We start from the raw sequence: 25,925 nt of genomic DNA, 5'->3' as shown, positions 1-25,925 counted from the left end.
TTTTCTACCAAGAATCATTAGTTTAAGTTATGCTTGTAATAATGAAGTTTAAACCAAATTCAGCTGGGTACTCTTAATGGCAAAAAAACAACAAGATAAAGGCCTCGATACTTTTCAGTGGGTCGGTGTAAGTGCACGAGGGAAAAAACTTGAAGGCGAGCTTACAGGTAATAGTATTGCATTAGTAAAAGCCCAACTTCGTAAACAAGGTATAACACCTTCAAAAGTAAAGCGTAAAGCAAAACCATTATTTGGCATTCAAAGTGTTCAAAAAATAACGCCAAAAGATATCGCTCTCGTTACTCGCCAAATAGCAACTATGTTGATGGCGGGCGTTCCGCTAATACAATCAATTGAAATGATTGGCACCGGTTCGACTAATAAAAGCATCGGTAAACTAATGGAAACTATTGCAGATGAAGTAAAAGCGGGTCAGCCATTATCTACAGCGCTTAGAAAACACCCTCGCTATTTTGATGATTTATATTGCGACCTAGTAGCATCGGGCGAACAATCAGGTGCGCTTGATAGAATATTTGATCGTGTCGCTATTTATAAAGAAAAGTCTGAAGCATTAAAGTCAAAAATTAAAAAAGCAATGTTTTACCCTATTTCGGTATTAGTTATTGCAGGTATTGTTACCTCCATATTATTAATATTTGTAGTACCCCAATTCCAAGATATTTTTGCAGGTTTTGGTGCTGAACTTCCTGCATTTACTTTATTTGTAATTGGTATATCTGACTTTATGCAAGCGTATTGGTGGATGATTCTTATTGGAATGTTTGCTTTTGGATACGCATTTAAAGAAGCAAAACTACGAAGTTTAAAGCTCCGGGATGCTACCGACAGAACTATACTTAAACTCCCTGTTATTGGCATGATTTTAAATAAGGCAGCCGTTGCTCGCTATGCACGTACTCTTTCGACCACGTTTGCTGCGGGTGTGCCACTTGTAGATGCGCTTGATTCTGCTGCAGGCGCTTCAGGTAATGCTGTTTACCGTTATGCTATTTTAGATATAAAAGCAGAGGTTAGCTCTGGTAATCAAATGAACTGGGCAATGCGTAACTCAAAAATATTCCCTGATATGGTAATACAAATGGTCGCAATTGGTGAGGAGTCTGGCTCACTAGATGGCATGCTCGCAAAAGTAGCAACTATTTACGAGCAAGAAGTTGATGATGCAGTTGATGGCCTATCGAGCTTGCTTGAGCCACTTATTATGGCTGTACTCGGTGTACTTGTTGGTGGCTTGATTGTTGCTATGTACTTACCTATTTTCCAATTGGGCTCAGTTATTTAATACCATTGAGAAAAATATAAATACCTATTTAAAAACACACGTAGTCGCGATTTTATATCGCGCAATAATTGTAACAATCGCGGGGTAATAGCAACAGTCGCGGGTAAACCCGCTGCTACGGTGCCGTGGCATAAACCCCGTAGTCGTTTTTAATTACGATTTCAAATCGCGCAGCAATAGTAACAGTCGCGGGATAAACCCGCTGCTACGGTGCCGTGGCATTAACCACGTAGTCGCGATTTTACATCGCGTTTTTAATTACGGCTTTACATCGCGCAATAATGGTAACAATCTCGGGGTAATAGCAACAGTCGCGGGTAAGCCCGCTGCTACAGTGCCGTGGCATAAACCGCGTAGTCGCGTTTTTAATTACGATTTGATATCGCGCAGCAATAGTAACAGTCGCGGGGTAAACCCGCTGCTACGGTGTTGTGGCATAAACCGCGTAGTCGCGATTTTATATCGCGTTTTTAATTACGATTTTACATCGCGCTGTTAATTGGTATTATTAAAAAATTTTAGTTTTAGGTAAACAAATGCAAAGTATTATAGAAGTAATGCAAAGCCAATTGTGGTTTTATTTAACCACAGTTGGCTTAATTAGTTTATGTGTTGGTAGCTTTTTAAATGTCGTTATTTATCGCTTACCGTTAATGATGCAACGTGAGTGGCAAAGTGAATGCAGATTACTGTTAGAAGATGAACTTACAGCTAATAAATCTAAACAAGCCAACACCAGCGAGCCTTTTAACTTAGTAAAACCCAATTCTACCTGCCCTAAATGTAAAACAGCCATAAAGCCTTGGCAGAATATTCCTATTATTAGTTGGTTAATACTTAAAGGTAAATGCGCAAGTTGCAGTAACCCTATTTCTGCTCGCTACCCTGCTGTAGAGGCAATTACTGCCCTATTAAGTTTAGTTGTTGCTTATAGCTTTGGTGCGACCGAGCAAGCCCTTTTATATATTTTTGTAACATGGATTTTAGTAGCGCTAACTTTTATTGATATTGATCACATGTTACTGCCAGATCAACTTACATTACCGCTTGTATGGCTTGCACTTATTGCCTCGGTATTGGGTTACACAATTACGCCTACTGATGCCATTATTGGTGCTGCTTGCGGTTATTTAAGCTTATGGAGTGTGTTTTGGCTATTTAAGTTATTAACCGGTAAAGAAGGCATGGGTTATGGCGACTTTAAACTACTCGCTGTATTTGGTGCTTTACTTGGCTGGCAGTCATTACTTACTATTATTCTGCTTTCGAGCGTAGTGGGTGCCATTATAGGTATTGCGCTGTTGAGCATACAAGGTAAAGACAAAGCGACCCCTATCCCTTTTGGGCCTTATCTAGCTATAGCTGGCTGGATCACAATGCTTTGGGGCAACCAAATTCAAGGCGCTTATTTTAATTTAATTGGTTATTAAAATGAGTGAACAAATAACTAAAGTAAATAGCTGGGTATTAGGTTTAACAGGTGGTATTGGCTGTGGTAAAACAGCCGTAAGCAATATGTTTGAAGAACTTGGTATTACAATAGTTGATGCCGATATAATTGCGCGTGAAGTAGTACTCCCTAATAGCAAAGGGCTAAAAGCGATTACAGCCCACTTTGGTGAACATATTTTATTGCCTGATGGCACATTAAATAGAGCAAAGCTTCGCGCAAAAATATTTACTAACAACAATTATAAAGAATGGCTTAATGCGTTGATACACCCTCTTATACGGATAAAAATACTAAACGATTTAAATAATGCAACTAGCCCTTATGTTGTTTTAGTAGCGCCTTTATTGTTTGAAAATAACCTTGATAAATATTGCGACCATACCTTACTTATTGACGTACCAACCTCAGTACAAATAGCGCGTACAGTAAAACGTGACAACACAAGTAGTGAGCAAGTTAAAAGTATTATTGCCTCGCAAATGTCACGTGCCGATAAACAACAAAAAGCAGATGATATTTTAAATAACGACCGTAGTTTAAACCTAGTGCATATAGAACTTGTTGATCTTCATAAAAAGTACCTACAATATGCATTACACAACAAAACTAACTCACATTAACACTGTCCTAACTCACACAAACTCGTATTTTAGTTAGTAAAATCACAACAAAGAATGAAAGGTGATGTAATCACCTTCTTTTTTCTGATAAATTGCTTACTATTGAAGGAATAAAACAGGTGCGCAATGAATATTAACTCACCGTTATTGAGAAAATTTATAACCCTTGGCCGCATTGATGCCGACACGGTTAAAAACAAACAAAATGAATTTGCCTCAACAGCTGAGCTTATTTCTAAATGTGGAAAAATCGATAGTAAAGATTTAGCTGAACAATGTATTGATTTGTTTCGCGTACCTTATTTTGATTTAAAAGACTTTGATCCTACAAGAATCCCAGCCGATCTCGTAAAAGAAAAACTTATACGTAAACATCACATTTTGCCACTTGTTCAAAAAGATCGAAAAGTTTATATAGCAGCATCAGACCCAACAGATTACGGCGCATTCGAAAACTTTGAGTTTAGTACCGGTCTTTCATGCGAAATTGTTGTTGTTGATTATATTCAACTCGATACCAAAATCGAGCAATTACTAGATGCCACTGGCAGCTTAAATCTAACTGATGACGAGTTTCAGGAATTTGCTGATTTAGATTCAGAAAGCCAAAGAGATACAGCACCACAAGATGACGATAAAGATGATGCGCCTATCATCGTATACATCAACAAAATTTTAATGGATGCCATTAAAAAAGGCGCCTCTGATTTACACTTTGAACCGTATGAGCACAAGTACCGTATTCGCTTTCGTATTGATGGCATTTTGCATGAAGTTGCAAGCCCACCTAATACATTAGCAACCAAGCTTTCTGCGCGTATTAAAGTAATGTCGAGACTCGATATTGCCGAAAAACGCAAACCACAAGATGGTCGTATAAAACTAAAAATCACTGAACGCAAAAGTATCGACTTTCGTGTAAGTACCATGCCTACCTTGTGGGGCGAAAAAATAGTAATGCGTATCCTTGATTCATCAAGCGCTATGTTAGGCATTGATGTATTAGGCTATGAGCCTGAGCAGAAAAAGCTCTATATGGATGCACTTGCCCAGCCTCAAGGGATGATACTTGTAACAGGGCCAACGGGTTCTGGTAAAACAGTATCGCTATACACAGGTTTAAATATATTAAACCAGCCAGAGCGCAATATTAGTACTGCGGAGGATCCGGTTGAGATTAACCTTGAAGGTGTAAACCAAGTACAAATTAATATTAAAGCCGATATGACTTTTGCCAACGCACTGCGTGCTTTTTTACGTCAAGATCCTGATGTAGTTATGGTAGGTGAAATACGTGATCTAGAAACCGCAGAAATATCAATAAAAGCAGCGCAAACAGGTCACTTGGTTTTATCAACATTGCATACAAACTCAGCGCCGGAAACAATCACCCGTTTATTAAATATGGGTGTACCCGCTTATAACGTAGCAAGCTCAATAAGCTTAATTATAGCCCAGCGTTTAGCACGTCGTTTATGCCCTAAATGTAAAACGCCAGAACAACTTCCAAGTGAGGAACTAACCCGCCAAGGATTTAGCGCCAAACAAGTTGAAGAAATGACGTTGTATACTCCTAAAGGATGCGATAGCTGTACCGATGGTTACAAAGGTCGTGTGGGTATTTACGAAGTAATGCAAATTACCCCTGAAATTGCTCAAATTATTATGCGCGGTGGTAACTCGCTTGAAATAGCAGACGTATCTCTTAAAGCGGGATTTAATAATTTACGCCTATCGGGTTTACGCAAAGCCGCCGATGGTTTAACGTCACTCGCTGAAATAAACCGTGTCACTAATATGTAAGTATATGGCTCTGAGCTATTGTCCTTGGAGCTATAAAGAAAAATTGTAGAGAGTAAATTATGCCTACTGTTGTAAACTGCCCGACCTGCAAAACTAAAGTTGAATGGTCAGAGCAAAGCCCATTTCGCCCTTTTTGCTCAAAGCGCTGTCAGCTAATTGATTTAGGTGAATGGTCGTTTGAAAATAATAAAATTTCTGCGCCAATCACCTCAGCTGAAGAGTTTAGCCAAGACATGATCGAAGATATTGAAGCTATGCTGGCTAAAAATGAAGATGACTTTTTTAAGTAATTTATCTACATTATGGCCTAAATACAAAAACCAGCATTACGCTGGTTTTTTAGTATTTAACCTATAATTAAACGATTAGTCTTTTTGCTTGCGCTGTTTCTTTTTGCCCATACGCTTTTGCATTTTAGAAAATTTCTCTTTTTGCTCCGCATTAAGTACTTGCATTACTTGGTGCTGAGTTTTAAGTTTAATTAAACCGAATTGCTCACCTTTTTCATGGCGTTCGTTTAACAATTCTTTTGCTGCATTTTCGTCAAATGTTGCCGCCGAAAGTAATGTATCCATTTTTGCTTTATGCGCTTCACGCATCGCTTTACGGGCTTCTTTATTGTCGCCACGTAATGCTTTCATTTGTGTTTTTTGCGCTTCAAAAATAGCCTTTAGCTTAGTTTGCTGCTCATCTGTTAGGTTTAATTTTTCAACGCCGCGATCAGAAAGTAAAAAACGAGCTTGAGAATGGCCTTGCTTATGCCCGTCGCCTTTAGCTAATACGCTACCAGCACCAAGAGTTGCTGTTGCTAAGCCACAGATAAGTACTAATTTTGAAAGTGTGTTTAATTTAGTCATAATCATTACCTTAATATTGGGTTGGTTGTGGCTGCTAAGCCAGTGAGTTAACTATACCTAACTCAACGCAAAGTAACGCAAAGCAGTGTAAAGGTTGTGTAAAGATTCACCTTTGCACTATTTAGCGGGTAAAATAACGCTATAAACAACTCTAAGGGTTTGTAAATGAAACTATTAATGATTGATGACGATACGGGCCTTTGTGAGCTATTAAGTGAATATTTAACTGCCCAAGGGTTTGAAATACAAAGCGTACACGACGGTGAGCAAGGCCTTAAACTAGCACAAGCAAATGACTACGCCCTTATATTGCTAGATGTAATGTTACCAACGCTTGATGGTTTTGAAGTGCTTAAACAACTTAGGCAAACAAAACTCACACCGGTAATAATGCTTACTGCAAAAGGTGAAGACTTTGACCGTATTTTTGGCCTAGAGCTAGGCGCTGATGATTACATTCCAAAGCCTTTTAATCATCGTGAATTACTAGCCCGCGTAAAAGCAATAACACGCCGTATTGAGCACATTAATAGCTTAAATGCAGCCACAACGAGTAAGTTACTCGTTAATGGTATTACTGTTAACCTTGCAGCGCGAGAGGCCTCAATCGACGGCTCTACACTAACCCTTACCGGTACAGAGTACGAAATACTCACGCTATTGTGTAAAAATGCAGGCGAAGTGGTTAGTAAAGAGCAAATTAGCGAAGAAGTACTAGGCAGGCGTTTAGCTTCTTTTGATCGCTCTATCGATATGCATGTAAGTAATATCCGTAAAAAAATAGCCGAGCATATTTCAGGTGAGCGAATTAAAACAATGCGAGGTACGGGTTATGTCTTTATCCAAGGCGAATAAAAGCACTTACTTTACTTGGTTAAAACACCCTGGGCACTACCTGTTTTTTAAAGTATTTATTTGGTTTTGGTTAACTATAATCGGCACCGTAGCAGCACTTATATTTTTAAGTAATATAACCGCTATTAATGCGGTATCTAACGAGCCACTTTATGGCCCGATGAAAAAAAACCTAATATACACCGCCAAAAGTATTGAGCGCACTGCTATTAAACATAAGCGCAGCCTAAGCGAAGTATTAGTACACCCTCGCCTATCAAAGCGTAAACTTTTATACTTAAGCGCAGCTCAAAGCGAGGACTCTCTTAGTAGTAAAGAGGTGCCAGAGAGCATCGATTTAAGTTTATTAAACTTCACTCAAAATATGTCACCACAGATTATTTTTACTGAAAAATACCAAGCCTTTGGCCCTGTTAATATAAACGTGCCTGAAGGGAGTTTTTATCTTTATGAAATAGATATTAACCATCAACCACCGCTAATAATGCGCTTTAAGCTTATGCCTAATTGGATGAAAATAGTCATCGCAATTGTTGCCTCTCTTATTTTAAGCTTTGTATTTAGCCGTAACTTAATAGCTCCTATAAATAGTCTTAAAAAAGCCGCTATTAAATTATCTGCAGGTAACTTAAGTGCAAGAGCCGATATTTCTGTAAACCGAAAAGATGAGCTAGGAATACTAGGGCGAGATTTTAACAGCATGGCTAATCAGTTAGAGCTTTTAATTAGTTCACAAAAACGCTTATTAGCCGATATATCGCATGAGTTACGCTCGCCTCTTACACGTTTAAAAATGGCTACCGGCCTTGCACAAATGCAAGCTAACGATGCCAGCCAATCGTATTTATTGCGCATAGAAAAAGAAGCAAATCAGCTTGATAAAATGATTGCCGACGTGCTGCAAGTGTCTCGCTTAGAGGCAAAAAGCCAAGCGCTTTCACTACAAAAACAATCACTACAAATAATTGTAGATCACGTTATTAACGATGCGCAGTTTGAAGCAAAACAAAATAATAAGCAGCTAAATATAGTGGGCGCTGTAGACGTAAATATTGATTGTGATGAAAGCCTTATTGCCAGTGCACTCGAAAACCTACTTCGCAACGCTATCAAATACGCAAATAATACGATTAGCATTACTCTAAAGCATGCTGATGCTATTTATATAGAAATATGTGACGATGGCTCTGGTGTGCCAGATGATCAACTGAGTAAGCTTTGCGAACCCTTTTTTAGACAATCTGATGCGCGCGACCGCGTAAGTGGTGGCACGGGTTTAGGGCTCGCGATTGCTAAAAATGCTATTACTGCGCATGGCGGTGAATTAGTGTTATCTAATAAAACAGAGGGTGGACTTTGTGCTAATATCACGCTGCCATTAATAAAAGAGTAAACCATGTTTTATAGTAGTGAGCGTGAGCTTAAAAGTAATCAAATAACAATTAATAACTTTTATAAAAACACGCTAATTAAAGCTTATTTAGATACGCCTAACGGGCAATTATTTTATGCTTATGCCATACCTGAAAAAGCTCAAACTGCCATTGTTATCAGTTCGGGGCGCCTTGAAGGGTTAGATAAATATAAAGAATTGTTGTGGGAGCTTTATAACAATAATTTTGCCATATTCATAGCCGATCACCAAGGACAAGGCCGCTCTTATCGCCACCTACTAAATAAGCACAAAGGCCATGTTAATCAATTTAAAGATTACAGCGCCGATCTAAACTTATTTAATAAACACGTTGTGGATACTTATTGGCAGGGTAAAAAAGTATTAGTGAGTCATTCAATGGGCGGCGCTATTGCTTTTGATTACCTTGCGCATTTTGAACACAATTTTAGTGGCGCGTTTTTATCAGCCCCGATGCTTGATATTTACACAAAAAACACACCAAAACCTTTAGCTAAATTAATAGCCAGTACCGCTACCCTTTTGGGTCAAAAAGACAACTACGCGCTAGGGCAAACCGATTATATACCCGATGAGTTTGCTACAAATGTATTAACCAGCAGCCCAGTGCGTTACGAGCTATTTAGGCAAACATATAAAGAAGAGCCATTACTACAGCTCGGCGGTGTTACTTACGGCTGGTTAAATGCAACGTTTGCATTTATAACTTCGATGGATAGCTTAAGCGTGACTATTCCACTTTATATTGCCAGTGCGCAAAACGACGAAGTAGTCGATAACAATGCCCAATATAAATTAGCAAACAGACACGCAAATACAGTACTTAAAAGCTTTGAAGGCGCTAAACACGAACTGTTTTTTGAACGTGATGAAATACGCCAGCCATTGCTTAAAAGTTTGTATCAGTTTTGTGAGTCGGTGACGGCTTAGCAAGTACCGATAAAGGGTCGAGGTGGATCAGTATATCTACCTCAGATTCAAAACGTTCTTTAAGCATTGACTCCACTTCATCAGCTACGTTATGAGCACGTATTAAACTTAAATGATCATCAAGCTCTAAGTGCATTTGGATAAACTTAACTTTTCCGCCTTGGCGAGTACGAATATCATGCACGCCGTATACATCTGCATGGGCTCTGGCTATATCAAATATGCTTTGCTTTTCATCATCTGGCAGTTCTTTATCCATTAAGTGATCGGCGCTATCGCGAGCAATATCCCAACTGTTATAAAGTAAATAACCCGCTACACCTATCGCAAAAACCGGATCGGCATACAACACACCATAATAAGCTAACAAGATAGCTAATAGCACAGCGGCATTTAATATTAAATCACCTTTGTAATGTACTGAGTCGGCTTTTATAGCAATTGAATCGGTATACTTAACCACCTTGTTTTGTACAAATACAATGACCAGCGTACACGCAATAGCAAAAATACTTACCCACACACCTAATAAAGAATGGCTTAACTGTATAGGGTTAAATAATCGCTCAATACCATGAAAAGCAAGTAGGCAACCTGAGCCTGCAATAAACGCAGCTTGTCCAAGCCCTGCAAGTGCTTCGGCTTTACCGTGTCCAAATCTATGGTCATCATCCGCTGGGCGCAGTGCGTAACCTAACACTAAAAAACTCATGGCGGTGGCAGTAATATCCATTAACGAATCAGTTAACGAGCCAAGCATTGAAGCCGAGCCCGAAGCAAGCCATGCCCATGTTTTTGCGCCAATCATTAAACTAACCATTACCATGGTAACAATGCTTGAAGTTTTAACCCAAAATTCGTAGCTACGGTTATGCACGTTTTAATCCTATAATTAGGAGTACTCAATAGTGTGAGTATATCATTTTTTTAAAAGGTTTCGTGTATACTGCCCTTCGTCAAACTACAGATTATTTTATAAGGCTCATTATGCTGGATATTGTTTTATACCAACCTGAAATACCGCCTAACACTGGTAATATTATTCGCCTATGTGCCAATACCGGCTATGCATTACATTTAATTGAGCCGTTAGGTTTTGAGTGGGACGATAAGCGCGTGAAACGTGCAGGACTTGATTATCATGAATTTAGTCATGTTCAACGCCATGCCTCATTTGAAGATTACCTTGAAAAATGTAAACCAAAAAAAATATATGCATGTACAACCAAAGGTAGTCAGTTTCACCACGAAGCTAGCTACGAAGCCGGCGATTGCCTAGTTTTTGGACCTGAAACCCGCGGCCTGCCTGACGATATGATCCAAGCACTGCCAAAAGAGCAGCGTGTGCGTATTCCTATGCAAGCCAATAGCCGCAGCATGAACTTGTCAAACGCAGTAGCCGTGTTTGTTTACGAGTCGTGGCGCCAGTTGGGCTTTCCTAACGCGCAATAAGCACCTTATACCAAGCAACAAAGAACAAAAAACCGACATAACGTCGGTTTTTAGTTTTAGTATACTTTGTATAAATTTATTCAGAACGCTGCTCTCGGCCTAATAGCGCCATTGCTGCTTCTTTCATGTCTTTATTTTCATAAAGCACTTTATAAATTTGCTCGGTAATCGGCATTTCTACACCGCTACGCTGCGCTAATAAATACACTTCTTTAGTATTTCTAAAGCCTTCCACTACTTGGCCAATAGACTCAATAGCAGCATCTACACTTTCGCCTTTACCTAGTGCTAAACCAAATCGACGATTACGAGATTGATTGTCGGTACAGGTGAGTATTAAATCACCAAGACCCGCCATTCCCATAAAAGTTTCTGGTTTTGCGCCCAAAGCACAGCCTAATCGCGTTAATTCAGCAAGACCTCGAGTGATCAGCGCAGTACGCGCATTAGCACCAAAACCAACACCGTCCGAAATACCGGCACCAATGGCAATTACATTCTTAACCGCACCACCGAGCTGTATACCAATAAAATCATCATTGTTATACACGCGGAATGAGCGGCCACAATGAAGTAAATCAGCTAGCTGCTGAGCAAATTCAGGCGACGTAGAAGACACTGAAATAGCTGTAGGTGAGCCCATCGCCATTTCTTTTGCAAATGTAGGGCCCGAAAGTACGGCAAGTGGAATATCATCACCCAATTCTTGCAAAGCCACTTCTTGCAACAAGCGCCCAGTATTTGGCTCGAGCCCTTTCGTTGCCCACGCAACTTTAGCACCCTTTTGCAATGCCGGTTTAATTTGCGCAAGTGTGTCGCCAAAAGCATGGCTTGGTACAACAACAAGTACAATAGCGCTGCTAGCAACGGCATTTAGTAAGTTAGCTTCAAGAGTAAGAGTGTCTGGGAAAGGAGCATCAGGTAAGTAACGTTGATTTTTCCGCTCAGCTGCAAGCGTGGCAACGTCGTCGCTATTTCTTCCCCAAAGTGTCACGTGGTGACCATTTCGGGCTAAACAAATAGCAAGGGCGGTGCCGTAAGACCCCGCCCCTAATACAGTAACAGCTGTAGTTGCTGTACTCATAGGTTATGCGTCTGCTGTAACCTGGTCAGCTTGCGCAGTACGTTGTTGCATGTATTGTGCAAACAGTGCGTCAAAGTTAACTGGCGCAAGGTTAAGCTGTGGAAAAGTACCACGGTTAACAAGATTTGAAACAGCTTCACGTGCATATGGGAACAACACGTTAGGGCAAAATGCACCAAGCATGTGCGCAAGTTGCACTTCTTCAACTTCAGCAATAGTAAAAATACCTGCTTGTTGAATTTCACATAAGAACGCAGTTTCTTCACCAAGAGAAGCAGTTACAGTTAGTGCTAAAACAACTTCAAATACACCTTCGTCTAGTTTGTTAGAGCGTGTATCTAGGTCTAGCTTAACTTCTGGCGTCCATTCTTTTTGAAAAATGGCCGGAGAGTTTGGCGTTTCAAACGATACATCTTTAGTGTAAATACGTTGAATAGTAAATTGTGCACCGGCTTCTGCAGCTGCTACGTTTTGATTTTCTTCGTTCATTGTTATTCCTAACTTGTTCGTTATTATAATTAAATTAAGCGTTTAACTTAGCGTCAAGTTTACCTTGCGCTTCAATAGCCATCATGTCGTCGCAGCCACCGATATGTTCATCATTAATAAATATTTGCGGTACTGTGCTTGCGCCACCAGCTTTAGTAATCATTTCAGCACGTAGCTCTGGTTGTACACCAATATCATAATTAGTGTATTCAACGCCTTTGCTATTTAAAAGCGAAAGAGCACGCTGACAAAATGGACAATACGCCTTGGTGTATAAAACAACATTACTCATAATAAATCCTCTATCGGCCAAGCTAAACTGATTAGCGACCTGTTGTAGTTGGTAAGCTGGCAGATTGCCACGCACCCATGCCACCTGCTAATAAATAAACTCGTTCAAAACCAGCTTTACTCATAGCGGCTGCAGTACCTTGGGCAGTCATACCTGTAGTACATACAACTATAATGGGTTTAGTCTTGTACTTTTCAAGGCTTGAAAAGTCAGATTTTTTCGCATTCTCTGGGCTTAAGTGCTCAGCGCCAGAAATACGTCCTGCATTAAACTCTTTTTGTGCACGTATATCGATTACTTGGCCGTCATCACGGTTTATAAGTAACGTAAGCTGCTGAGGATTTATTTGACGAACAGCTGAAAACTTACTTTTTATCCAGCCACTAACAATAAGGAAAACAATACCAACCCAAGCAAGGCTTAAAATGGGATGATTTGTAATAAATTCAATATATTGATCCATTCTACTTCCACTATGAAATTATGTTTTAAAACGTGATGTTTTAAGGATTTTGTACTTTAGCCACGCAAGTATACCCAAACCAACCTAAAATGCGAGTTTAGGAGCACTTAGAGACGTTTAAAAAACGATAAAGCCCCCCATATATAGTTAACAAGAACTCTGGATAATAAATCTATCTCAAGCAGAGTTCAGGTTAGTCAATGAGGTATAAGTGAAAAAATTTAATATCTTGTTTTCAATGCTGATCCTAGCTTAAAAACACGGTATGCTAAAACCACGCTAATAAACCTTTTAGGTGCACAGTATCCATCAACAGATACTAATTTTCAGGAGCTATTATGACAGAGCATAAAAAACCACTGGTATTAATGATTTTAGACGGTTGGGGATACCGCGAAGATACGCAAAGTAATGCTATTCTTGCAGCTAACACACCGGTATTAGACAATTTATGGGCCACACGGCCACACACATTAATATCAGCTTCGGGTTTAGATGTTGGTCTTCCTGATGGTCAAATGGGTAACTCAGAAGTTGGCCATGTGAACTTAGGTGCTGGTCGCATTGTTTATCAAGATTTTACCCGTATCACTAAAGCAATTAACGATGGCGAATTTGATTCAACCCCAGCCTTAGTTGAAAACATAGATAAAGCGGTAAGTGCAGGAAAAGCAGTTCACATAATGGGTCTTTTAAGCCCAGGTGGCGTACATAGTCACGAAGATCACATTGTTGCTAGCATAAAACTTGCTGCAAAACGTGGTGCTAAAGAAGTTTACTTTCATGGCTTTTTAGATGGCCGCGATACACCTCCACGTAGTGCTAAAGCGTCAATCGAACGTATTGAAGCATTGTTTAGCGAACTTAAATGCGGTCGTTTGGCGTCACTTGTTGGTCGCTACTACGCAATGGACAGAGACAACCGCTGGAACCGAGTAGAAAAAGCTTACAATGTAATTGCATTAGCCGAAGGCGACTTTAATTTTGATAACGGCGTAGAGGCACTTAATGCAGCATACGAGCGCGACGAAAACGATGAGTTTGTAGCTGCTACAACTATTACACCAACAGGTGCAGAGCCAGCCGAAATTAACGATGGCGACACTCTAATTTTTGCCAACTTTAGAGCAGACAGAGCCCGCGAAATTACTCGCGCTTTTGTTGAGCCTGATTTTGATGGATTCGCAAGAAAAAGAACGCCAGCGCTTAGTGCATTTGTAATGATGACAGAGTATGCAGCCGATATAGATGCACCTATTGCCTTTGGTTCAACACCGTTAGTAAACGTACTTGGTGAGTGGTTTGAAAAAAATAACAAAACACAGCTTCGTATTTCAGAAACCGAAAAGTACGCACACGTTACATTTTTCTTTAGTGGCGGGCGCGAAAGCGAATTTGAAGGCGAAACACGCGAACTAATTCCTTCGCCGCAAGTAGCAACTTACGACTTACAACCTGAAATGAACTCAGAAATGTTAACCGACAAGTTAGTAGCAGCAATTAAAAGTGGAAAATACGATGCTATTATTTGTAACTATCCTAATGGCGACATGGTAGGTCACTCTGGCGTGTTTGACGCTGCAGTTAAGGCCTGTGAAGCGGTAGATAGCTGTATTGGACGTGTTGTTGATGCACTTGAAGAGTTTGGTGGTGAAGCACTAATAACAGCTGATCATGGTAATGCTGAGCAGATGGCAGACCTTAAAACAGGCCAAGCCCATACAGCTCACACTAGCGAACCGGTACATTTTATTTATGTGGGTCGCGATGCAGAGCCAATGCAAGGTAAAGCATTAAGCGATGTAGCCCCTACCATGCTTCACTTAATGGGCATGGAGCAGCCAAACGAAATGACTGGTACGCCTATCATGATGTTGAAATAACGCATGAATAGACGTATTAACCGGTTAATTAAGTGCGGTTTAATACTCACTTCATTAGTGACTGCATCTGCAGTTGCTAATGAAGATCGTACTAAAAAAGACTTATCAGAAGTTCAAAATGCACTTGAGCAAAGCCAAGCTGAGTATAACGCCCAAAGAAAAAAAATAGCGTCACTACAAAAAAACCTCAAAAGCCATGAACTCGATATAGCTAAAAATGCTAAAGCACTTAACATGGCAGAACAATCAGTAAGAGAAACAAAAACACAGCAAAAAGAGCTACAAAATAAAGCCGATGAGCTCGATAAAAAGCATACTCAGTTTCAAAAAGTCTTAGCCGCGCAGCTCAAAAGTGCCTACATGGCGGGTGGCGACGACTATTCTAAAATGCTGTTAAACCAAGAAGACACCGCAAAATTTGAGCGCACACTAAGTTATTACAACTACTTAAATAAAGCCCGTATTGAACAAATTGAAGATCTAAAAAACCTTCAACAACAAATAGCACAAAACCAAGAAGAACTTGTTAAAACTCAAGAAAAGCTAGAGCTTTTGTATGATGAGCAAAAAAGGCGCCAAACTGCATTGCTTAATGCGCAAAGTGAACGCCAAGCTAATCTTAAAAATTTACAAGCTCAGCTCAACAGCACCAAAAGCTCAATAAATTATTTAAAAGAAAACCAACAAACGTTAGTAACAACAATTGAAGAACTCGAAAAAGAAAAAACACAAAAAATTGAATTACTCGGCCTAAATAAAAGCAAGGGCAAATTAGATTGGCCGAGCAAAGGCAAGTTAGAGCACACATTCGGTCAACGTAAACATGGTGGTATTGATTGGAAAGGCGTATTAATTGGTGCAAAAGAAGGCACTAATATTAATAGTGTACATAATGGTCAAGTTGTATTCGCCGATTGGCTTAAGGGCTATGGCTGGGTAATTGTTGTAGACCATGGTGAAGGTTTTATGAGCCTATATGGTCATGCCCAAACACTGCTAAGAGATGTAGGCGACATGGTACGCGAAGGCGAAACCCTTGCTTTAGTTGGCCAAAGCGGCGGACAAGCTAGTTCTGGTCTATACTTTGAAATACGCCACAAAGGACGCGCAGTAAATCCTGTAAAATGGTGCAAACGCATTTAATTAAATAAATCGCTGCACCGCTCTGGAGCAGCTGATGACAACTAAAAAAACTGTAGTAACTACCATTGATCAAAAAAATACAGGCTTTTATATAAGTCTGTATTTGCTTGTATTACTAACCTTAATCGCTTTTTCTAGTAACGCACTAGCAAGCTCGATTAAAGATCTTAAAAGACAACAAATAGACGAAATACTCTTTAACATTCATGCCTACTATGTTGAAGATCTCACCTTACAAAATAGCCACCACATTAAATATAATAGCCAACAGTTTGAGCGTTTATATTCAAAGCTCGACTCTTACTCTAAGTACTTAAATGAGCACGAACTAACCTCATTATTTGATAACACAAATGGACGTTACACCGGTATCGGTATTGAGGTTAAAAATATCGACGAGAATATGACTATTGTTAATGTGGTTAATAACTCCCCCGCAAAAGCAGCGGGTATTTTGCCAGGCGATATTATTGTAAGTGTAAACAACCAAGCAGCCCAAAACCTTACAATCGATGAAGTAGCAACACTAATAAGAGACAGTAAATTTTCAAATATAGACCTAATTATAAGTCGTGATAACAATAAAAACCCACTCACGTTTCATGTAGCACGCCGCCAAATAAACCTCGAAAGCGTAACAAGCGAACTTCTAGATTTTGGTACTGGTTATATAGCTATCAATAACTTCTCTAACCACACATTACATGAGGTTGCTCTGCAAGTTGCTGCCCTGCAAAGCCACTTTGGTTACCCACTTAAAGGCTTAGTAATTGATTTACGTGATAACCCAGGGGGTACATTACAAAGCGCAGTAGCGGTATCAGACCTATTTTTACAAAGTGGCACTATAGTAACTACTAAAGGACGTTTTTACGATGCCAACCAAGCATTTTATGCAAAGCGTGGAGACATTCTAAAAAATGCCCCCATTGTTGTACTTATAAATGAAAACTCAGCCTCTGCAGCCGAAATACTTGCAGCAGCACTTAAAGATAATAAACGAGCAACCGTTGTTGGCAGTCAGTCTTTTGGGAAGGGTTCTGTACAATCGCTCATTCCGCTAGGTGACGGCAACACTGCATTAAAGCTCACTACTGCTAAATATTTTACGCCGCTAGGAAAGTCGATTGATGGGATAGGAATAACCCCCGATGTGGCTGTTAATCAAACAACCCTTTCACAAAGTAATAAAGCCGTTATAATAAAAAATGAACACGCTAACAGTAACGCGCAATTACTCTCGAGTAACTTAGCCGATTTACAGCTAGTTAAAGCAAAACAATTACTCAGCATGCAATAGCTTGTATAAGCTGTATAAATAAAGCTAAAAAGATAATAAAAACTATAAACGTGAAAATAATAAAATGGCTAATATTAGCTATTTGTTTTAGCTCAGCAACAATTAGCGCTAAGCAAATAGCAATAGTGATAGACGACATAGGCTATCATCAACGGGACTTAGAGTTCCTTTCCTTACCAGGGCAATTGTCATATTCAATTTTGCCCCATACCCCTTATTCGCAAATTTTTGCAACGCTTGCCAGTCAATCAAATAAAGAACTATTACTTCATGTACCTATGCAGGCTCTTAGTGGTAAAGAACTAGGACCTGGCGCGCTCACTTTAAATATGAATAAAGAGCAGCTTCAGCAAACTTTAGGAACAGCTCTCGCCAGTTTGCCGCAAGTTAAAGGCGTTAATAACCACATGGGCTCAGCACTTACGCAGCAAAGCCAAGCTATGAAGTGGACAATGGAAGTGCTTAAAAAGCGCCATTTATATTTTTTAGATAGCCGCACAACCGATTTAAGCCAAGCACAAAATGCTGCTAACTTTTTAGGTGTTGCCAATATTAGTCGCCAAGTGTTTTTAGATAATATAACTACACCAGAACAACTGCAGCTAAGGCTTGAAGAATTAAAACAACTAGCCACCATCCATAATTCTGCTATTGCAATTGCTCACCCCTACCCAGAAACAATCGAATTTTTACGTCATGCCTTACCCGAGCTAACTAAGCAAGGTTTTGAGCTCGTGCCGGTTTCGCAGCTGGTTGAGCGTAAATACATTCAGTTAGCGCAGGCTGAGGGTAAAGGGATTAGTGCTCGATGAGATGATGAGTGTCCAGACTTAGTCGTGAGGTATTTAAGTTAATATAATTTAAACTATTAAATGATATAATTATTCATAATAAAAACACTAGCTGCACCTCAGCTATTAAAGCTTGTAACCTCAAACCATAATTTAGGGATATCAATTGTTAAAAACAATTATTGCTGAAGCAAGGAATCAACCTATTTCATTTGTGGGCTCAATTGCGAGTATCATAGCAATAATAAATACCTTCTATGCAGTTCCTACTATTATTTTTGGATATAACTTAATACCCATTAGAATTAGTGTCGACTTGGTATTTGTTGCTTGTTTATTCTTCTTACTTGAAGGTTCACTTGCATCAGTATTTGGACGCATTTATATATACTTTTGTAGGAAAGGATCAGGCTACCCTCTTATGCTAATGTGCGTTAACGCCATTATTTCTGCAAGTGTTACTGGCTTTAATTGTATATGGATGTTTGTAAATACTGTTGAAAGCAATAACAAATATTCTGCATTTAGCTTTACAATGTTTATTGGTTACTTAATTTCTCTTTATTTCCTTCATTCTCACTGCCAAGCAGGGAAAACTAAAGATAACCTTCAGATAGACTGTGATAAGGATGAAATAGAAGAAAAATACACAAAGTGGTATTGGGTCTCATTTTTCCTCAATACATGTGCTTTCATATTTATCTTTATCTATTTAATTGATGGTATTTAAGGTTAATCTTCCCTTATTTTTTAGTTATTTGGTCTTCATAAAACAAAAAAGCCCCGCATTTTCATGCAGGGCTTTTAAATTTGCTGCTTGAGCAATATTAGCTCATAGCGCTTTGTAACTTTTTCATCGCTGTTTTTTCAAGCTGGCGAACACGTTCAGCAGATACACTGTACTTTTGTGCAAGCTCTTGAAGAGTCGCTTTATCATCCGACAACCAACGTGCGCTAACAATATCTTGTGAACGTTCGTCTAGTGTTTTAAGTGCGCTAAATAAACGAGTATGCGCTTGCTCTTTCCACTGTTCTTGTTCAACGTCGTCAGCTAAATCAGCTGCGCCATCTGTTAAATATTGTACTGGAGAGTACGTGCTTGTTGGTGCGTCGTCGTTATCGTCGCCCGTTAGGTCAAAGCCCATGTCTTGGCCGCTCATGCGCGATTCCATTTCACGTACTTCTTTTTCACTCACACCTAGCTCGCTAGCAACGGTACTAACCTCAGCTTGATTAAACCAACCTAAACGCTTTTTGTTTTTACGAAGATTAAAAAACAATTTACGTTGCGCTTTAGTGGTTGCAACTTTAACTATGCGCCAATTTTTAAGCACAAACTCGTGAATTTCGGCTTTAATCCAATGCACTGCAAACGATACTAAACGTACACCCACTGTAGGGTCAAAACGTTTAACCGCTTTCATCAGGCCTATATTACCTTCTTGAATAAGGTCAGCTTGTGGTAAGCCGTATCCCGAGTAGCCTTTAGCAATATGTGCTACAAAGCGTAAATGCGACATAATGAGTTGCTTGGCAGCACTAAGATCACCTTCTTCCTGAAGCTTTTTAGCAAGTTCTTGCTCTTGTTCAACTTTAAGCATAGGAATAGTGCTTACCGCTTGAAGGTAACCGTCCATGCTTGCGCTTTGTTGTCCGACTGTAAGTGCCATTGCGTATAAATCTTTACTCATTTTTCACCTCGGTGATAAACATTTGAAACTATCTTAGCACTCTTTCTTTAAGAGTGCTAACCCCAATTTAAAACTTTTTTAAAGTATAAATCAAGCAGTTTTTAGTATGTGTTTAGTCTACTACAAGCGACTGAATAAGTGATGAATTGAGGGGCTGCAGCAGGTTAACCTCGCTGCATCACCTCATTTACAACTCATTACTTCATGGGAGGATAGTACATAAATATGACAGTTTTAATAACAGGAGGTACAACCCAGTTCGGTACGATACGCATATCAAGCTGGGTTGGTTCACTTATAGTTTGCAGGATTTTTTATACTTTATCGGGTTCTATTTCTTTAATATATCGATTTACAGAAAGGTACGAGCCTACAAATCCTAAGCTTGTTGCAAGTAACACTAAAAAGCCGAGCTCATTAAGCGATAATCCAATTAACGAGAAGCTTGTTTGATACACCCCCGCTACACTACTCACAGCGCTTGAAAGCCACCACATCATTAATCCTACGCATATAAAGGCGAATAAACCACCTATTACACCATACCAAATACCGGTCCACAAAAATGGGGCATGTATAAAGGTGTTAGTTGCGCCGACTAGCTTCATTACTTGTATTTCTTCTTTTTTATCCATGATCGACAAACGGATGGTGTTACCAATAATAAGCGTCACTGAGGTAAGCAGTAATAATGCGATGGTTATTACACTTTCTTTCAGTAAATCTAGTAATGCATTTAAACGCTCTAGCCACGCTATATCGAGCTTACCAAAATCAACTTCACGTTCACTTTCTAATTTAGTTAGCAGTACTTTAGCGGCATTTGGGTGTCTGTGACGTTTTGTAGGAGTAACAAGTACCACATCAGGTAATGGGTTTTTATCTAAGTACTCTAAAGCTTGCCCAAAGCCAGATACGTCTTTAAATTCTGTTAGTGCTTTTTGCTTTGATATAAATTCAACGCTTTCCACTTCTGGATAAAGTGCTAAACGCTTTACTAATGTTTGCGTTTCTTGCTCGTTCATACTTTCTTTTACAAACAACGATATTTCACTCGCTTCTTCAAAACCACTACTTACTTGCTGTACGTTTTTAACAACGAGATAAAGTGTTGCAGGTAACGTTAGGCTCAAACCAAGTACAGCAATAGTCATCATAGATGCAAGCGGCGTACGCCACATTTCACCTAAGCTATGAACACCTTGGCGAAAAATATTAATAATGAAAAAATAACTGCCAGCTAATACTGATTTTTTTTGCTTGTCGTTACTATTTTGACGACTTTTAAAAAGTAAACTCATAGTGCTCCCTCAGCGAGCGGATCTTGAAGCATGCGGCCATCTTTTAAGGTTAGACTGCGGTACTTCATACGTGCAACCAAACCTAAGTCATGCGTCGCTATAAGAACAGTGGTGCCGTGTTTATTAAAGTCCTCAAACAGCTTTAGGATTTCCATTGAAAGCTCAGGGTCTAGGTTACCTGTAGGCTCATCGGCTAACAGAATTGGCGGGGAATTTACGATTGCTCTGGCAATACCAACACGTTGCTGCTCGCCTCCAGAGAGCATAGACGGATGACATTTTATTTTGTCTATCAGGCCTACTTTATCAAGCGCACCATGAACACGTTTAGCTATTTGCTTATGGTGAGTACCCTCAATAATAAGAGGCAGTGCCACGTTATCAAAAATAGTATAGCGCTCTAGTAAACGGTGGTTTTGAAAAATAATACCTATATCACGGCGAGCATAAGGAATTTGACGCGAGTTTACTTTATTTAAATCAACACCGTTGATAAATACACTGCCTGCCGATGGACGTTCCATTAAGCTAATTAACTTAAGCAACGTACTTTTACCCGCACCACTGTGGCCGGTTAAAAAGGCAAGTTCACCCGGTTTAACATGAAAATTAACTTTTTCGAGGGCGCGGTGCCCTCCAGGATAAGTCTTACTTACTTGCTGAAAATTTATCATTTTTTTATTATGCCAATTCAATTAGTTTACTAATAAAATTGGTATTCCTCGCAATTAAAAAGGGAGCAAGCTCCCTCTTTTGGTAAATTAAACGTCGTCCTCATCTTGGCTAAATAACGCATCAATAAAGTCATCGCTTTTAAAAGCGCGTAAATCATCAATACCTTCACCAACACCAATGTAACGAATTGGAATATTAAACTTATCTGCAACCGCAAAAATAACACCACCCTTTGCAGTTCCATCAAGTTTTGAAAGCGTAATACCAGTTAAGCCAACGCATTGATTAAATAAGTTCACTTGGCTAATTGCATTTTGACCTGTGCCAGCATCAATGGTTAGCATCACTTCGTGCGGCGCATCAGGATCAATTTTTTTCATAACACGAGCTATTTTTTCAAGCTCCTGCATTAAGTTATCTTTATTTTGCAAGCGACCCGCTGTATCTGCAATTAACACATCTATATTACGTGCTTTTGCAGCTTGGAATGCATCAAAAACAACCGATGCACTATCTGCACCCGTATGCTGTGCAATAACAGGAATGCTGTTACGTTCACCCCAAACCTGAAGTTGCTCAACAGCAGCCGCTCTAAACGTATCGCCAGCAGCCAGCATAACCGACTTACCTTCGCTTTGAAATTGCTTAGCCATCTTACCAATAGTCGTTGTTTTACCAACGCCATTTACGCCCACCATTAAAATAACAAATGGCTTTTTATCTTTGGTAATTACTAAAGGCTGTTCAGCCGTTTTTAGCATCGCCGCCATTTCTTGTTTCATTAACTCATAAAGCGCATCACCATCTTTTAACTGCTTACGGTTTGCAGCATCAGTTAAGCTATCAATCAACTTCATGGTGGTATCAACGCCTAAATCGGCGGTGAGCAGCTGTGTTTCAAGATCTTCAAATAATTCGTCATCTATTTTTTTACCACTAAAAATAGATGCAAAACCAGAACCTATATTAACGCGAGTTTTTAACAAGCCCTTTTTAAGACGAGAGAAAAACCCTTCTTTTTTCGGCTTTTCTGCTTTTTTAGCTTCTTCTATTGCAAGTTCTTCTGCAATGCGTTCTTGCTCTAAACGCTCATTTTCTGCTTTTTCAGCAGTAATGCGCTCTTGCTCTAAACGCTCGTTTTCTGCTTTTTCCGCTGCAATGCGCTCTTGCTCTAAACGTTCGTTTTCTACTTTTTCAGCCGCAATGCGCTCTTGCTCTAAACGTTCATTTTCTACTTTTTCAGCTGCAATGCGTTCTTGCTCTAAGCGCTCGTTCTGAGCTTTTTCAGCAGCAATACGTTCTTGCTCTAAACGCTCATTTTCTACTTTTTCAGCAGTAATGCGTTCTTGCTCTAAACGCTCACTCTGAGTTTTTTCAGCCGCAATACGTTCTTGTTCTAAACGCTCGTTCTGAGCTTTCTCAGCAATAATACGTTCTTGTTCTAAGCGCTCGCTTTCTGCTTTATCAGCAGCAATGCGTTCTTGCTCTAAACGCATTTGCGCTTCTTGTTCTGCTAAACGTTTTGCTTGATCTTGTCTTTGTGCTTCAGCATCTGCTTGTTCTTTTGCTAATAACTCAGCATTCGCTTGCTCTATTGCAAGCTTTTCAGCCTTTACAGCTTCATCCTTTTTTTCAAGGCGTATTTGCTCTAGTCGCTCAGCCTCTATTTTTTCTGCAGCCAATCGCTCTTGCTCTAACAGCATCTGCGTTTCTTGATTGGCTAAACGTTGTGCGTGTTCTTGTCTTTGCGCTTCTGCATCAGCTTGTTGTTTTGCAAGTAATTCAGCATTGGCCTGCTCAATGGCAATCTTTTCTGCGTTTTCAGCACGCTCTTGCTCTAAACGTTTTGCTTCAATTTGTTCAGAAGCAATACGCTCCAGCTCTAAGCGCTCTGTTTCGGCTTCTGCTTTTAAACGTTCAGCTTCAGCTTGCTCCTGTGCTAGCTTTTCTTGCTCTGAACGTTTAGCTTCAATTTTTTCAGCAGCAATACGCTCCTGCTCTAAGCGCTCTGTTTCGGCCTCTGCTTTTAAACGTTCAGCTTCAGCTTGCTCCTGTGCTAGCTTTTCTTGCTCTAAACGTTTAGCTTCAATTTGTTCAGCAGCAATACGCTCCTGCTCTAAGCGCTCTGCTTCGGCTTCTGCTTGTAAGCGTTCAGTTTCAGCCTGCTGCGCAAGCTTTTCTTGCTCTAGCTTCTGCGCTTCTTCTTGCGCTAATGCTTGTTGTTTATCAGCGGCTGCTTTTTGCTCTGCTTCTTTTTTATCTGACTTGCCAAAACCGAGCCACGACATGAATTTACTTTTTTTTGTCATACTTGCTAATAACCACTTATAAAAATCTGATAAACTAAAATTTGAAATAGCTTGGCAATGCCCAGCAATAGTTGCTAATAAATACAACCATTCAAAACGTAAGTGTTCAATAGTAACACTTTTAATACGGTTGAAAAATGAAGCTACACGTAATCACCCATAATATTATCTGAGCTAGATACCATATACCATTTTTTAGTGAGCTAAATGAGAAAAAAAACAACGCAAAATAAAGCTACTAACAAGCCCAGTGATGGCTTTATTAGAGTGATTAGTGGCCAATTTCGAGGCCGAAAACTCCCTGTTAAAAATGTAGAAGGCTTAAGACCTACTACCGATCGAATTAAAGAAACTGTATTTAATTGGCTAATGCAAGATACGCGTGACACAAATGTACTTGATTGTTTTGCAGGTTCTGGTGGGTTAGGATTTGAAGCGCTATCTCGATTTGCAAAAAACGCCACATTTATCGAGCTCGACTCGTCAGCTGCCAAGCAATTAGAACAAAACATTAGCACTTTAAAGCTCGACAACGCATACGTTAAACATACTAATTCACTCTCCTTTTTAGAGCAAAAAAACACAAACGAAGCGTTTAATCTTGTATTTGTTGACCCACCATTTCGTAAAGATTTAGCGCAAACAACCTGCGATTTATTAGAAAAAAACCAATGGTTAAGCGATGATGCATTAATTTATGTTGAAGTAGAAACAGAGTTAACCACCTTCAAGAACCCGAGCAACTGGTTGTTAATTAAAGAAAAAAAGGCAGGCCAAGTGTTTTGCAAACTCTACCAGCGCCAAGCAAATTAATACTGTTTTACATGATGCGTTTCTGTTAATATTGTCCTTTACATGTGGTGTTGCTTCGGATTACAATACCGCACCATTTTTGAACCACTTGATCAATGTTTGATCAACTTGAGCAACGCTCATAATTTAGGTAGGTGAATTTTTAATGCCAGTAATTAAAGTAAGAGAGAACGAACCGTTTGACGTAGCACTTCGTCGCTTCAAGCGTTCATGTGAAAAAGCAGGAATCCTTTCAGAAGTTCGTCGTCGCGAGCACTATGAAAAACCAACAGCTGAGCGTAAGCGTAAAAAAGCTGCTGCAGTAAAACGTCACATGAAAAAACTTTCTCGTGATAACGCACGTCGCGTTAAATTATACTAATATATTAGGTCTTGTATAAATGAGCCTTTTAATAACGCTAAAAGATGCGCAAAAAGATGCGATGAGAGCTAAAGACAAACAACGTCTTAACCCTATTCGTATGGTACTTGCTGCAATCAAGCAACGTGAAATTGACGAGCGCATAGAACTAGACGACGCAGGTATTACCTCCGTTATAGTGAAGCTTGTTAAACAACGTCGTGACTCTTACACTCAGTACAAAGATGCTGGGCGTGATGATTTAGCTGATATTGAAGCCAATGAAATAGTAGCACTTGAAACTTTCTTACCTCAAAAATTGAGTGAAGAAGAAATCATTGCTCTCATTGATGCGGCTATTGCTGATACTAACGCAGCAGGTATGCAAGACATGGGTAAAGTAATGGGTATAATCAAAAGCAAAGCCGAAGGTCGTGCCGATATGGGCAAAATCTCTGGTTTAATTAAGCAACGATTAACTGCCTAATACTCCCACATACATTAAAGTATGATTGAAGTGAACCGAGCCTTGCGCTCGGTTTCTTTGTTTTTAACTTTAATAAAAAGTACACCTACTAGGTTACTTTAAAATGAAATTTTTTATAGCTTCCCTATTTATTTTGTTATCATTTTGGTAAGTTAAAGCACGCTATACGTTGCA

The 25,925-nt window shown here is 39.6% G+C and carries 27 protein-coding genes; 17 read left to right on the top strand and 10 right to left on the bottom strand.

The window, feature by feature from the left end:
• Positions 1-76 precede the first annotated feature (76 nt).
• The 5 genes from I6F50_RS07550 (at position 77) to yacG (ending at position 5,472) form a co-directional block, all read left to right on the top strand.
• A complete protein-coding gene (locus I6F50_RS07550; protein WP_197140895.1) occupies positions 77-1,306 on the top strand; it encodes a type II secretion system F family protein in 1,230 nt (409 codons plus the stop codon).
• A 536-nt stretch (positions 1,307-1,842) separates the two neighbouring features.
• Positions 1,843-2,736 carry an A24 family peptidase gene (locus I6F50_RS07545; protein WP_197175853.1) on the top strand — a complete coding sequence of 298 codons (894 nt, stop codon included), beginning with the start codon at positions 1,843-1,845 and terminating at the stop codon, positions 2,734-2,736.
• A gap of 1 nt (position 2,737) precedes the next feature.
• Entirely contained in the window at positions 2,738-3,379 is a 642-nt protein-coding gene (gene coaE, locus I6F50_RS07540; RefSeq protein ID WP_197175852.1) for a dephospho-CoA kinase, read from the top strand.
• 126 nt (positions 3,380-3,505) lie between these two features.
• Entirely contained in the window at positions 3,506-5,182 is a 1,677-nt protein-coding gene (pilB, locus tag I6F50_RS07535; protein WP_197175851.1) for a type IV-A pilus assembly ATPase PilB, read from the top strand.
• Between the two features lie 59 nt (positions 5,183-5,241).
• Complete coding sequence (gene yacG / locus I6F50_RS07530; protein ID WP_076925028.1) at positions 5,242-5,472, top strand: DNA gyrase inhibitor YacG; 231 nt, start codon at positions 5,242-5,244, stop codon at positions 5,470-5,472.
• Positions 5,473-5,547: 75 nt separating this feature from the next.
• Here yacG and I6F50_RS07525 read toward each other — a convergent pair whose 3' ends face one another.
• The gene (locus I6F50_RS07525) at positions 5,548-6,039 is read right to left on the bottom strand and encodes a Spy/CpxP family protein refolding chaperone (protein ID WP_197175850.1); all 492 of its coding nucleotides are present in this window, start codon (positions 6,037-6,039) and stop codon (positions 5,548-5,550) included.
• A gap of 165 nt (positions 6,040-6,204) precedes the next feature.
• On the opposite strand from I6F50_RS07525, the gene I6F50_RS07520 reads away from it, so the two are divergent.
• From I6F50_RS07520 to I6F50_RS07510, 3 genes are read left to right on the top strand one after another with little or no spacing between them, the layout of a single operon-like run.
• On the top strand, positions 6,205-6,894 hold the full coding sequence (locus I6F50_RS07520; protein WP_101163286.1) for a response regulator: 690 nt from the start codon (positions 6,205-6,207) through the stop codon (positions 6,892-6,894).
• Positions 6,872-8,287 (top strand): ATP-binding protein, encoded by a 1,416-nt coding sequence (locus I6F50_RS07515; RefSeq protein ID WP_197175849.1) that lies wholly within the window; start codon positions 6,872-6,874, stop codon positions 8,285-8,287. The genes I6F50_RS07520 and I6F50_RS07515 overlap by 23 nt, the downstream gene beginning before the upstream one ends.
• A 3-nt stretch (positions 8,288-8,290) precedes the next feature.
• Positions 8,291-9,238, top strand: a complete 948-nt coding sequence (locus I6F50_RS07510) for an alpha/beta fold hydrolase (protein ID WP_197175848.1) — start codon at positions 8,291-8,293, stop codon at positions 9,236-9,238.
• Here I6F50_RS07510 and I6F50_RS07505 read toward each other — a convergent pair.
• Complete coding sequence (locus tag I6F50_RS07505; protein ID WP_197175918.1) at positions 9,198-10,064, bottom strand: cation diffusion facilitator family transporter; 867 nt, start codon at positions 10,062-10,064, stop codon at positions 9,198-9,200. The genes I6F50_RS07510 and I6F50_RS07505 overlap by 41 nt on opposite strands.
• 161 nt (positions 10,065-10,225) lie before the next feature.
• On the opposite strand from I6F50_RS07505, the gene trmL reads away from it, so the two are divergent.
• The gene (gene trmL, locus I6F50_RS07500; RefSeq protein WP_007582820.1) at positions 10,226-10,690 is read left to right on the top strand and encodes a tRNA (uridine(34)/cytosine(34)/5-carboxymethylaminomethyluridine(34)-2'-O)-methyltransferase TrmL; all 465 of its coding nucleotides are present in this window, start codon (positions 10,226-10,228) and stop codon (positions 10,688-10,690) included.
• 76 nt (positions 10,691-10,766) lie between these two features.
• Here trmL and gpsA read toward each other — a convergent pair whose 3' ends face one another.
• From gpsA to I6F50_RS07480, 4 genes are read right to left on the bottom strand one after another with little or no spacing between them, the layout of a single operon-like run.
• Positions 10,767-11,774 carry an NAD(P)H-dependent glycerol-3-phosphate dehydrogenase gene (gene gpsA / locus I6F50_RS07495; RefSeq protein ID WP_197140909.1) on the bottom strand — a complete coding sequence of 336 codons (1,008 nt, stop codon included), beginning with the start codon at positions 11,772-11,774 and terminating at the stop codon, positions 10,767-10,769.
• Positions 11,775-11,777: 3 nt separating this feature from the next.
• On the bottom strand, positions 11,778-12,263 hold the full coding sequence (gene secB / locus I6F50_RS07490; protein WP_166420933.1) for a protein-export chaperone SecB: 486 nt from the start codon (positions 12,261-12,263) through the stop codon (positions 11,778-11,780).
• 34 nt (positions 12,264-12,297) lie between these two features.
• Positions 12,298-12,555, bottom strand: a complete 258-nt coding sequence (gene grxC, locus I6F50_RS07485) for a glutaredoxin 3 (RefSeq protein WP_165740928.1) — start codon at positions 12,553-12,555, stop codon at positions 12,298-12,300.
• A gap of 31 nt (positions 12,556-12,586) precedes the next feature.
• Positions 12,587-13,018 (bottom strand): rhodanese-like domain-containing protein, encoded by a 432-nt coding sequence (locus I6F50_RS07480; RefSeq protein ID WP_007376037.1) that lies wholly within the window; start codon positions 13,016-13,018, stop codon positions 12,587-12,589.
• Between the two features lie 338 nt (positions 13,019-13,356).
• On the opposite strand from I6F50_RS07480, the gene gpmM reads away from it, so the two are divergent.
• From gpmM to I6F50_RS07455, 5 genes are all read left to right on the top strand, one after another.
• The gene (gpmM, locus tag I6F50_RS07475; protein ID WP_197175846.1) at positions 13,357-14,901 is read left to right on the top strand and encodes a 2,3-bisphosphoglycerate-independent phosphoglycerate mutase; all 1,545 of its coding nucleotides are present in this window, start codon (positions 13,357-13,359) and stop codon (positions 14,899-14,901) included.
• 3 nt (positions 14,902-14,904) lie between these two features.
• Entirely contained in the window at positions 14,905-16,044 is a 1,140-nt protein-coding gene (locus tag I6F50_RS07470) for a murein hydrolase activator EnvC (RefSeq protein ID WP_197140915.1), read from the top strand.
• 34 nt (positions 16,045-16,078) lie between these two features.
• Positions 16,079-17,344, top strand: a complete 1,266-nt coding sequence (locus I6F50_RS07465; protein ID WP_165741838.1) for a S41 family peptidase — start codon at positions 16,079-16,081, stop codon at positions 17,342-17,344.
• 50 nt (positions 17,345-17,394) lie between these two features.
• Positions 17,395-18,156, top strand: a complete 762-nt coding sequence (locus tag I6F50_RS07460) for a divergent polysaccharide deacetylase family protein (protein ID WP_197140918.1) — start codon at positions 17,395-17,397, stop codon at positions 18,154-18,156.
• Between the two features lie 145 nt (positions 18,157-18,301).
• Positions 18,302-18,865, top strand: a complete 564-nt coding sequence (locus I6F50_RS07455) for a hypothetical protein (RefSeq protein ID WP_165741842.1) — start codon at positions 18,302-18,304, stop codon at positions 18,863-18,865.
• A 97-nt stretch (positions 18,866-18,962) separates the two neighbouring features.
• On the opposite strand, the gene rpoH is transcribed toward I6F50_RS07455, so the two are convergent.
• From rpoH to ftsY, 4 genes are all read right to left on the bottom strand, one after another.
• The gene (gene rpoH / locus I6F50_RS07450) at positions 18,963-19,826 is read right to left on the bottom strand and encodes an RNA polymerase sigma factor RpoH (RefSeq protein ID WP_007582838.1); all 864 of its coding nucleotides are present in this window, start codon (positions 19,824-19,826) and stop codon (positions 18,963-18,965) included.
• A 314-nt stretch (positions 19,827-20,140) separates the two neighbouring features.
• Positions 20,141-21,127, bottom strand: a complete 987-nt coding sequence (ftsX, locus tag I6F50_RS07445) for a permease-like cell division protein FtsX (RefSeq protein ID WP_165727133.1) — start codon at positions 21,125-21,127, stop codon at positions 20,141-20,143.
• Positions 21,124-21,801, bottom strand: coding sequence for a cell division ATP-binding protein FtsE (ftsE, locus tag I6F50_RS07440; RefSeq protein ID WP_007582842.1), 678 nt, complete (start codon positions 21,799-21,801; stop codon positions 21,124-21,126). The genes ftsX and ftsE overlap by 4 nt, the downstream gene beginning before the upstream one ends.
• A gap of 87 nt (positions 21,802-21,888) precedes the next feature.
• Complete coding sequence (gene ftsY / locus I6F50_RS07435; RefSeq protein WP_197175844.1) at positions 21,889-24,111, bottom strand: signal recognition particle-docking protein FtsY; 2,223 nt, start codon at positions 24,109-24,111, stop codon at positions 21,889-21,891.
• Between the two features lie 207 nt (positions 24,112-24,318).
• Here ftsY and rsmD point away from each other — a divergent pair, with 207 nt between their 5' ends.
• From rsmD to I6F50_RS07420, 3 genes are all read left to right on the top strand, one after another.
• A complete protein-coding gene (rsmD, locus tag I6F50_RS07430; protein ID WP_007586536.1) occupies positions 24,319-24,924 on the top strand; it encodes a 16S rRNA (guanine(966)-N(2))-methyltransferase RsmD in 606 nt (201 codons plus the stop codon).
• Between the two features lie 145 nt (positions 24,925-25,069).
• Positions 25,070-25,285: a 30S ribosomal protein S21 gene (gene rpsU, locus I6F50_RS07425; RefSeq protein WP_002957797.1), complete on the top strand. Its 216-nt coding sequence runs from the start codon at positions 25,070-25,072 to the stop codon at positions 25,283-25,285.
• Positions 25,286-25,304: 19 nt separating this feature from the next.
• On the top strand, positions 25,305-25,751 hold the full coding sequence (locus tag I6F50_RS07420) for a GatB/YqeY domain-containing protein (protein WP_007586535.1): 447 nt from the start codon (positions 25,305-25,307) through the stop codon (positions 25,749-25,751).
• Positions 25,752-25,925: the final 174 nt, after the last annotated feature.

The organism is Pseudoalteromonas sp. NZS127_1 (assembly GCF_015864295.1).
Taxonomy (GTDB): Bacteria; Pseudomonadota; Gammaproteobacteria; order Enterobacterales; family Alteromonadaceae; genus Pseudoalteromonas; species Pseudoalteromonas arctica.
The sequence above is the reverse complement of the archived record's forward strand: the minus strand, read 5'-3'. Positions and strand labels throughout refer to the sequence as shown.